The sequence below is a fragment of the Streptomyces milbemycinicus genome (genome assembly GCF_002154605.1).
GTDB lineage: Bacteria > Actinomycetota > Actinomycetes > Streptomycetales > Streptomycetaceae > Streptomyces > Streptomyces milbemycinicus.
The window spans coordinates 1-9,828 of the sequence record NZ_MUNE01000266.1 but is presented as its reverse complement, the minus strand read 5'-3'; the positions used below and the strand labels follow the sequence as shown (position 1 = coordinate 9,828).

Genomic DNA, 9,828 nt, shown 5'->3' with positions numbered 1-9,828 from the left:
GGGGGCCGCGGCGGCGGCGGCCGTCGGCGCCGAGGACCGCTCGGCGGCCGACGGGGGGGCGGTCGGCGGGGCGGTCGGGGGAGCGGTCGGGGGAGGAATGCCTGGAGGAAGGCGTCATGGGGGCGACTCTCCTGGTTCAGTAAATGAACGAGATGGGGGGTGAGGGAGCGCTCTCTTGCCGTCGCATGCTTCATCCACGTGAACGACACGTCAAGAGTTGTGACCGTACTCCTTGTCCGTTGTTGCTTTTCGATCACCAATTCGCAGGGTTGTTCAGGCAGTTTGGGGGCTCTTGGGTGGGATATGGCCGTTGGTGTCTGCGGTCGTTATCTTCAAGAAGTAATAGAAGTTGGCGCTGATCCTCTCCGCTCGATGCCTTGACACTTTCGCGTCACCGCCGTGACACTCCCATCTCGGAGAGCGCTCTCCCACTCGTTGTCGCGGGCCTGTGACGGCCCGTCATACGGGCGGCCCGGCCCGCACCCACGGCGCCGCGGATCCTCGCAGTGCCCGGCCGCCTGACCACTTTCGCCTTCTCTCCATGTGGCAGGAGTCTCCATGGCACGGAGATCGAAGATCGTCTCAGGAACCCTGATCGCAGGCGCGCTGCTGCTGACCTCGCTCGGGCTCGGTGGCATCGCGATGAGCGCCGATGCGCCCCCGGCGCAGCCCGTGGGCGGCGTCACGGCCGCCCACGCGGGGCATGCCATGGCGGCGCCGTCCGCTTCCTCGCCCGAGGACCCGGACGGCGACGGATACATTCCCGCGGACCCGCCGGTCACCGGCGTCACCCCGTCCACCAAGGAGCCGCCCCACCGCTACTTCCACGAGTTCCAGGCCAACTGCTCGGTGAGCCACACCAAGCCGGACGACCCCATCGTGTATCCGCAGCAGCCGGGTGCGTCCCATGACCACACCTTCATGGGCAACACCACCACCGACGCGGCCAGCACCACGGCCTCCCTCGACGCCGGCCGCACCTCCTGCAAGGCGCCGGGGGACAAGTCGGGCTATTGGATGCCCACGCTCTTCCAGGGCGACCGGCCGGTGCTGCCGGTCGGCCCGCAGACCATCTACTACAAGGCGGGCGTGACCGACTACACCAGCGTGCGGCCGTTCCCGAAGGGGCTGCGCTTCGTGGTGGGCAACCCGATGCAGAGCGCCGAGGAGTTCCGCCGCCACCCCGGCTTCGTCGAGGGCTGGGAGTGCGGCGACAGCTTCTTCAACATCGAGTTCCCCAAGGACTGCCCGAGCCGGCCGGATGTCCAGCTCAACATTCGTTTCCAGGCGCCCAGTTGCTGGGACGGCAAGTACCTGGACACGCCCGACCACCGCAGCCATATGGCGTACCCCGTGGTCAACCCCGGGACGAACAACAATGTGTGCCCCGCCGACCACCCGGTCGCGCTGCCGATGGTCGAGTTCAAGATGGCCTTCCCGGTCAACGGTGACCTCTCCCAGGTGAGGCTGGCCAGCGGCCCGAGCTGGTCGTTCCACTACGACTTCTTCAACGCCTGGGACGCGCCCACGCTCAAGGCGCTCGTCGACCACTGCGTCGTCGGGGCGCTGCAGTGCGACGCCCGCGGCTACGACCAGACCCACCCCGAGGCCGGAGCGGCCCTCAACGACCACTACGAACTGCCCTGAACCGTGGTCCGGCCGCCCGGGTGGATACCGGCGCGGCCGGGCCGCTTTCCCCTTTCCCCCTTCCACGTCCCCCACACTCCGGAAGACACCCCACCATGACCCGGACCCGTACCGTTCCACGCCGCATCGCGGCGCCCCTCACCGCCGGCCTGCTGACTGCCGGCGCCCTCGCGCTGCCCGGCCAGCAGGCACACGCCGCCGGAAGCGTCGTCAAGGTCGCCGGAGCCCCCGGTGACTGGCGGCTGACCGTGGACGGCCAGCCGTATCAGATCAAGGGCCTGACCTGGGGCCCCGCCATCGCGGACGCCGACCGTTACCTGCCCGACCTGCGGTCGATGGGCGTCAACACCATCCGCACCTGGGGCACCGACGCCACCAGCAAACCCCTTTTCGACTCCGCGGCCGCCCACGGCATCAAGGTGATCGCCGGTTTCTGGCTGCAGCCCGGCGGCGGGCCGGGCAGCGGCGGCTGTGTGAACTACCGGACGGACACCGCCTACAAGGACCAGATGCTCGCCGAGTTCCCCACATGGGTCTCCGCCTACAAGGACCACCCGGGCGTGCTGATGTGGAACGTCGGCAACGAGTCGGTGCTCGGTCTGCAGAACTGCTACAGCGGCGATGAGCTGGAACGACAGCGCGACGCCTACACCACGTTCGTCAACGACATCGCCAAGAAGATCCATGGCATCGACCCCGACCACCCGGTCACCTCCACCGACGCGTGGACCGGCGCCTGGCCGTACTACCGGAAGAACGCCCCCGACCTCGACCTGTATGCCGTCAACTCCTACAACGCCGTCTGCGACATCAAGGCCACCTGGGAACAGGGCGGTTACGCCAAGCCGTACATCGTGACCGAGACCGGCCCCGCAGGGGAGTGGGAGGTCCCCGACGACCCCAACGGTGTGCCGCAGGAGCCCACCGACCGGGCCAAGGCCGAGGGCTACACCAAGGCGTGGAACTGCGTCACCGGCCACAAGGGTGTCGCGCTCGGCGCCACGATGTTCCACTACGGCACCGAGGACGACTTCGGCGGCGTCTGGTTCAACCTGCTGCCCGCCGGCCAGAAGCGGCTGTCGTACTACGTGGTGAAGAATGCGTACGGCGCGGACACCTCGCGCGACAACACGCCACCGGTCCTCTCCGGACTGGCCGTGGACGGCGATGCCGCCAAGGTGGAGGCAGGCCGCCCCCTGACCCTTACGGTCAATGCCACCGACCCCGACGGCGACGCCATCTCCTACCAGGTGCTGGGCAGCACCATGTACATCGACAAGGACAAGAAGCTCACCCCGCTGCCCGCCACCGACCTCGGCGGCGGCCGGCTGAGGGTCACCGCGCCGGACCGGCTCGGCGTGTGGAAGGTCTATGTCAAGGCCACCGACGGCAAGGGCAACGTCGGCATCGAGACCCGTTCCGTACGGGTCGTCCCACCCGCCGTGAACGGCACCAATGTGGCCCTCGGCAAGTCGGCCACCGCCTCCTCCTATCAGACGGCCGGCGGCGACTGCCCCTGCACCGCCGCCAGCGCCGTGGACGGCAGGACGGACACCCGATGGGCCGGCGACTGGAGCGATCCGCAGTGGCTCCAGGTGGACCTCGGGGCGTCCACCGCCTTCAGCCACGTCCAGCTTGCCTGGGAGGCCGCCTACGCCAAGGCGTACACGATCCAGACCTCCGATGATGGCCAGAGTTGGCGCACCGTCCGTGAGGTGACCGACGGCAACGGCGGCGTCGACGACTTCGACGTCTCGGGCACTGGCCGCTACGTCCGTGTCCACGGCACGGCCCGCGGCACCGGCTACGGCTACTCGCTCTACGAGTTCGGCGTCTACCGCTGACCCGTGGCGGGGCGGGAGAGCGCTCTATGACGGCAGGGCGCGCTGCCATTAGGGTGCGGACATGAACCGACAGGCCCCGACCTTGGAGGATGTCGCCCGGGAGGCCGGCGTCTCCCGGGCGACCGTCTCCCGGGTCGTCAATGGCGTCCGCAACGTGGATCCGGCCATCCAGGACCTGGTGCGTCTCGCGATCGAGAGGACCGGCTACACGCCCAACCGGGCGGCCAGATCGCTGGTGACCCGGCGTACCGGGACCGTTGCGCTCGTCGTCTCCGGGGTCGGCGAGTCCTCGGAGGACGAGCAGAACGCTTTCGCCGCGCGGGTGTTCACCGACCCGTTCTTCGGCCGGGTGGTCGGTGGGGTGGTCGGATTCCTGCGGCCTCGCTCGATGCACCCGGTGCTGATGTTCGCCGAGTCCTCCGAGGCCAGGCAGGAGGTGCTGAGGTATCTGCGGCAGGGGAACGCGGACGGCGCCCTCGTGGTGTCCACCCATTCCGGCGATCCGCTGCCCACGCTGCTGGCCGACGCCGGACTGCCCGCCGTGCTGTTCGCCCGGCCCGTGCGGCCGGTCGCGCTCAGCCATGTCGACCTGGCGCACTGGGACGGCGGCCGCCTCGCGGCCGAGCGTCTGCTGGCCCGGGGGTGCCGGAAGGTGGCCACCGTGTCAGGGCCGTCGGCCGTGTCCGCCAGTCAGGAGCGGCTCGCCGGGTTCCGCGACACCATGGCCCGCGGGGGCCATCCGTATGTTCCGGTGGCCGAGGGGGGCTTCACACTGGACGGCGGGGTGACGGCGATGACGGCGCTGCTCGCGGAACATCCCGATGTGGAAGGGGTGTTCGCCGCCAACGACCTGATGGCCCAGGGAGTCTGCCAGGTGCTGAGGGAACGCGGCCGACGGGTGCCCGACGACGTCGCGGTCGTCGGCTTCGACGACTCCAGCGTGGCCACCACCTGCCGGCCGCCGCTGACCTCGGTGCGCCAGCCGGTGGAGGACATGGCGGCGACCATGGCCCGGCTGCTCGACGAGCACGTCCGGGGCATACGAACCGAGCCGACCTCAGTCCTCTTCGAACCGGAGCTGGTGGTACGGGAATCGGCGTAGTCCCTACACCAGTCGTGTGCCAAGGCTGGTGCGCCACCCGGGGGACGGCTCCGGTGCGGGGGGCGCGGGCAGGCGGCGCCCGCCGCGTGCGAAGAAGTCGGCGAGCGGCAGGGTCGCGGCGCCCACGGTCACGGCGTCAGGACCCAGCGCGCCCAGGTCGATGCCGACACGTCCGGAGGGGTACGGCAGCGCGTAGGACAGCGCGTGGCGGCGCACCGACTCCAGGAAGCGCGAGCCGAGTTGGAGGCCGGCCCAGCCGCCTACGAGGATGCGCTCGGGCTGGAAGAGATTGATCAGGTCGGACAGCCCCGCGCCCAGGTACTCCGCGGTCTCGGCGAGGACGGCGGCCGCCACCGGGTCCGGAGCGCCACCGTCCGCTCCGGCCGTGGGATTGGCGCCGTCCGGGGGGTAGGCGCCGGCCAGCATCGCCGTCAGGGCGGTCTCCTCGTCGGTGTCGGTCGGCGGCTGCCCGCCCGCCTCCTGCCAGCGTTCCAGCAGTGCTTCCGCGCCCGCGTAGGCTTCCAGACAGCCCAGCGCCCCGCAGCGGCAGCGGCGGCCCCGCACCCGCACGGTGAGATGGCCCCACTCCACCGCCCGGCCGTGCTCCACGTCATCGGTGACGACGCAGGCGCCGACGCCCGAGCCGAAGAGTACGACCACCGCGCTGCGCGCACCGCGCCCGGCGCCGAACCACATCTCGGCCTGCCCCAGCGTCTTGGCGCCGTTCTCGATGAAGTAGGGCACCTGCTGGGGGAGATGGCCCGACTGGCGCAGCATCCGTTCCAGCGGGACCGCCTCCCAGCCGATCGGGGTGCAGTGCACCACCGCACCGTCCTCCTCGGAGTGTTCGATGATTCCGGGGGTGCCGATGCCGACGCCGAGGATCTGCGCGGGGGTGAGCCCGGCCACCTCCAGGACCTCGGCGATACCGTCTCGGATGTGGCCCGCGATCAGTTCGCTGTCGTAGCGGTCCGGGCGGGCGGTCCCGCGCGTGGGCAATGGTCGCTCCGCGCGGCCCTGCTCGGCCAGTGACAGATCGAACAGCTCGACGCGGACCCGGGTCTCACCGACGTCCACCCCGATCAGGTGGCCGCTGCGCGGGGCGATCCGCAGCAGCGTGCGGGGGCGGCCGCCGTCGGAGTCGACGCTTCCGGCCTCCTCCACCAGCCCCTCGGTGAGCAGTTCGGTGACCACATTGCTGATGGAGCCTGAACTCAGCCCGGTCGCGGGGGCAAGCGAGAGGCGGCTCATCGGCCCGTCGAAGAACAACCGGCGCAGCACGGCTGTGCGGTTCTCCCGCCGCAGGTCACGAACCGTGCGGCTGTTGTGTGCAGCCACCTGACCTCCTCAAGTCCGGGCTCCGCGTAACAAGATACCTACTGCCGGATCCCTTGACGCGCCTTTCTCTTGAGGTTTAACTCACGTCGTAAATTAAGCCATGAGAGGCTTCGGGAGTTGAACGCACATCGACATGCCCGGGCCCTCTTCGGCGTACTCGACTCCCGGAAAGGGACACCTGGAGCCATGCGCAGCATCCGAGCCGCGGCCATCGGCGCCGTCACCTTGTCACTCGCCATTGCCGCCACGGCCTGCGGGGGCGGTTCGTCCACGGCCGGAAACGGGTCCAACGACTCGCCGAAGACGCTCACGTACTGGGCCTCCAACCAGGGCGCGAGCATCAACGTGGACAAGAAGGTCCTTCAGCCCGAACTCGACAAGTTCAAAGAACAGACCGGCATCACGGTCAAGCTGGAGGTGGTGCCCTGGTCGGAACTGCTGAACCGGATCCTCACCGCGACCACCTCCGGCCAGGGCCCCGACGTGCTGAACATCGGCAACACCTGGAGCGCCTCGCTGCAGGCATCCGGGGCCCTGCTGCCGTGGGACGCCGAGAACTTCCGCACGATCGGTGGCAAGGACCGCTTCGTGGACTCGGCCCTCGGCTCAACGGGAGCGCAGGGCAAGGACCCGGCCGCCGTACCGCTGTACTCGATGGCGTACGCGCTCTACTACAACAAGAAGATCTTCGCCGACGCGGGCATCGCCAAGCCGCCTGCCACCTGGGATGAACTGGTCGCGGACGCCAAGAAGATCAAGCAGCACGGCGCGGCGGCGCTGGGCGCCGAGGGGGCGAACCTGTCGGAGAACATCCACCACGCCTTCGTCTTCGCCAAGCAGCACGGCGCGGACTTCTTCACCGCCGACGGCAAGCCGGACTTCACCTCCGACGGCGCGGTCGCCGCGATCAAGCAGTACGTCGACCTGATGGCCAAGGACAAGGCCATCCCGCCGGGCAACGCCGAGTACGCCCAGAACCAGTCCCTCAGCGACTTCGCCAAGGGCAAGACCGCGATGGTGCTGTGGCAGACGGCCTCCGCCACCTTCAAGTCGCTGGGCATGAAGGACGACGAGTGGGGCGTGGCCCCGGCGCCCACCCCCTCCGGCACCCCCGGCACCGGCACCTCCGTCAACTCGATGGTCGCCGGCATCAACATGGCCGTCTTCAAGAACACCGACAACCACGACGGCGCCCTGAAGTTTGTGAAGTTCATGACCAGCGACGCCGAGCAGAAGATCCTCAACACGGCGTACGGCTCCATCCCGCCGGTCAAGGCCGCCCAGTCCGACCCCGCGTTCAACACCCAGGCCACGGCCGTTCTGCGCAGCACCCTCGCCAAGAGCGCCGAGGCGCTGCCGCAGGTCCCCCAGGAGTCTCAGTTCGAGACGGCGGTGGGCACAGCCGTCAAGGAACTGTTCGCCGACGCCGCCGCCGGACGCGCCGTGACCACAGAGTCGGTGAAAGCACGGCTCCACAAGGCCCAGCAGCAGATGCCGGCGAAGTGACCGCGGACATCCCCATGACCACCACGACGGCCACCGCACAGGTCGACAAGCAGGCGGCGCCGGGGAAGTCCCCCGGTGCGGCGCGAGGCCCGCGCCGCACCGGGCGGATCCGCCGCATCGCACTGCCGTACCTGCTGCTCCTGCCGGCCCTGCTGCTGGAACTCCTGGTCCATCTGGTGCCGATGGCGATCGGCATCCTGATGAGCTTCAAGGAGCTCACCCAGTTCTTCATCCGTGACTGGACCACCGCCCCCTGGTCCGGCTTCGACAACTACCAGCTCTCGGTGGACTTCGACGCGCCGGTCGGCGAGGCGCTGCTCCACTCGTTCCTGGTCACCTGCGGATTCACCCTGCTGTCGGTCGGACTGTGCTGGCTGCTCGGCACCGCCACCGCCATCTTCTTGCAGGACACCTTTCGCGGCCGCGGCCTGCTGCGCACCCTGTTCCTCGTCCCGTACGCGCTCCCCGTGTACACCGCCGTCATCACCTGGGCGTTCATGTTCCAGCACGACAACGGCCTGGTGAACCACGTCCTGCACGACCAGCTCGGCCTCACCGACAAGCCCTCCTTCTGGCTCATCGGCGACAACAGCTTCATCGCGCTGCTCACCGTGTCGGTGTGGAAGGGCTGGCCGTTCGCGTTTCTCATCGTCATGGCGGGCCTGCAGAACATCCCCCGGGAGCTCTACGAAGCGGCAGCCCTCGACGGCGCGGGCATGTGGCAGCAGATCCGCCACATCACCCTGCCGTCGCTGCGCCCGGTCAACCAGGTGTTGGTGCTGGTCCTGTTCCTGTGGACGTTCAACGACTTCAACACGCCGTTCGCGCTGTTCGGCAAGGCGGCGCCGGAGGCCGCGGACCTCATCTCGATCCACATCTACCAGTCGTCGTTCGTCACATGGAACTTCGGCACCGGCTCCGCCATGTCCGTCCTCCTGCTGCTCTTCCTCCTCGTGGTGACGGGCGTCTACCTCCTGCTGACCTCCCGACGAAGGAAGACAGCCGATGTCTAGCGCCACATCCAAGCCCCGCTCACCGATGGCCGCCCCGAGGTCCTTCCTCTGGGCCCGCCGGATCTTCCTCACCCTGCTCACCGGCTTCGTCCTGGTGCCGGTGTACGTGATGATCTCCAGCTCCCTGAAGCCGCTGCAGGACGTGTCGGGGACATTCCGCTGGCTGCCCAGCGGGCTGACCATCCGCCCCTACATCGACATCTGGTCGACCGTCCCGCTCGCCGACTACTTCGTGAACTCGGCCATCGTGGCGAGCGCGGCCACGGTCTGCTCGGTGGTGATCGCGGTCTTCGCCGCCTACGCGGTCAGCCGCTACCGCTTCCGGGGCAGGCGCGTGTTCACCGTCACCGTGCTCTCCACACAGATGCTCCCCGGCATCCTCTTCCTGCTGCCCCTGTTCCTCATCTACGTCAGCATCGGCAACACCACCGGCATCGCCCTCTTCGGCTCCCGCGGCGGCCTCATCCTCACCTATCTCACCTTCTCGCTGCCGTTCTCGATCTGGATGCTCATCGGGTACTTCGACTCGGTCCCGCGCGACCTGGACGAGGCGGCGCTGGTGGACGGCTGCGGCCCGATCGGCGCGCTGCTGCGGGTCGTCGTCCCGGCCGCGACCCCCGGCATCGTCGCCGTGGCCGTCTACGCCTTCATGACCGCCTGGGGCGAGGTGCTCTTCGCATCCGTGATGACGAACGACACCACCCGCACCCTCGCCATCGGCCTCCAGGGCTACGCCAGCCAGAACGACGTCTACTGGAACCAGATCATGGCCGCCTCCCTCGTGGTGAGCGTCCCCGTGGTCGCCGGATTCCTCCTGCTGCAGCGCTATCTCGTCGCCGGACTCACCGCCGGAGCCGTGAAGTGACCGGCCTTACCCCCTCTGAAAGGACGTACGTGTCCGAACTCCTGGATCTCACAGCCCTCCCACACGACTTCCTCTGGGGCACGGCCACCTCGGCCTACCAGATCGAGGGAGCCGTCGCCGAGGACGGACGGTCGCCCTCGATCTGGGACACCTTCTCGCACACCCCCGGCAAGATCGCGGGCGACGACCACGGCGACGTGGCCTGCGACCACTACCACCGCTGGCGCGAGGACATCGGGCTGATGAAGCGGCTGGGCACCAACGCCTACCGGCTGTCCATCGCCTGGCCACGGGTGATGCCGGGCGGCGACGGGCCGGTCAACGCCAAGGGCCTGGCCTTCTACGACGAGCTGATCGACGGCCTGCTGGAAGCGGGCATCACCCCCTCCGTCACCCTGTACCACTGGGATCTTCCGCAGGCGCTCCAGGACCGGGGCGGCTGGCCCGTACGCGACACCGCGGAGCACTTCGCCGCGTACGCCTCGGTGACGGCCGACCGCCTCGGCGACCGGG

8 protein-coding genes are annotated in these 9,828 nt (G+C 69.0%); 7 read left to right on the top strand and 1 reads right to left on the bottom strand.

The annotated features are described in order from the left end of the window. Positions 1-558: 558 nt before the first annotated feature. The 3 genes from CCN51_RS21690 (at position 559) to CCN51_RS21680 (ending at position 4,593) form a co-directional block, all read left to right on the top strand. Entirely contained in the window at positions 559-1,647 is a 1,089-nt protein-coding gene (locus CCN51_RS21690; RefSeq protein ID WP_014181948.1) for a DUF1996 domain-containing protein, read from the top strand. Between the two features lie 95 nt (positions 1,648-1,742). Next, entirely contained in the window at positions 1,743-3,491 is a 1,749-nt protein-coding gene (locus CCN51_RS21685) for a discoidin domain-containing protein (RefSeq protein WP_014181947.1), read from the top strand. 61 nt (positions 3,492-3,552) lie between these two features. Then, the gene (locus tag CCN51_RS21680) at positions 3,553-4,593 is read left to right on the top strand and encodes a LacI family DNA-binding transcriptional regulator (protein WP_014181946.1); all 1,041 of its coding nucleotides are present in this window, start codon (positions 3,553-3,555) and stop codon (positions 4,591-4,593) included. A gap of 3 nt (positions 4,594-4,596) precedes the next feature. On the opposite strand, the gene CCN51_RS21675 is transcribed toward CCN51_RS21680, so the two are convergent. Further along, complete coding sequence (locus CCN51_RS21675; RefSeq protein WP_014181945.1) at positions 4,597-5,931, bottom strand: ROK family transcriptional regulator; 1,335 nt, start codon at positions 5,929-5,931, stop codon at positions 4,597-4,599. A 186-nt stretch (positions 5,932-6,117) separates the two neighbouring features. Between CCN51_RS21675 and CCN51_RS21670 the strand changes: the two genes are divergently transcribed. The 4 genes from CCN51_RS21670 to CCN51_RS21655 form a co-directional block, all read left to right on the top strand. Further along, positions 6,118-7,437, top strand: a complete 1,320-nt coding sequence (locus CCN51_RS21670; protein WP_014181944.1) for an ABC transporter substrate-binding protein — start codon at positions 6,118-6,120, stop codon at positions 7,435-7,437. Positions 7,438-7,451: 14 nt separating this feature from the next. Then, entirely contained in the window at positions 7,452-8,450 is a 999-nt protein-coding gene (locus tag CCN51_RS21665; RefSeq protein WP_043492636.1) for a carbohydrate ABC transporter permease, read from the top strand. Continuing rightward, positions 8,443-9,315, top strand: a complete 873-nt coding sequence (locus CCN51_RS21660; RefSeq protein ID WP_078610789.1) for a carbohydrate ABC transporter permease — start codon at positions 8,443-8,445, stop codon at positions 9,313-9,315. Before CCN51_RS21665 ends, CCN51_RS21660 begins: the two co-directional genes overlap by 8 nt. A 29-nt stretch (positions 9,316-9,344) precedes the next feature. Further along, the coding region (locus CCN51_RS21655; RefSeq protein WP_211303240.1) for a family 1 glycosylhydrolase at positions 9,345-9,828 on the top strand (484 nt) is incomplete at its 3' end.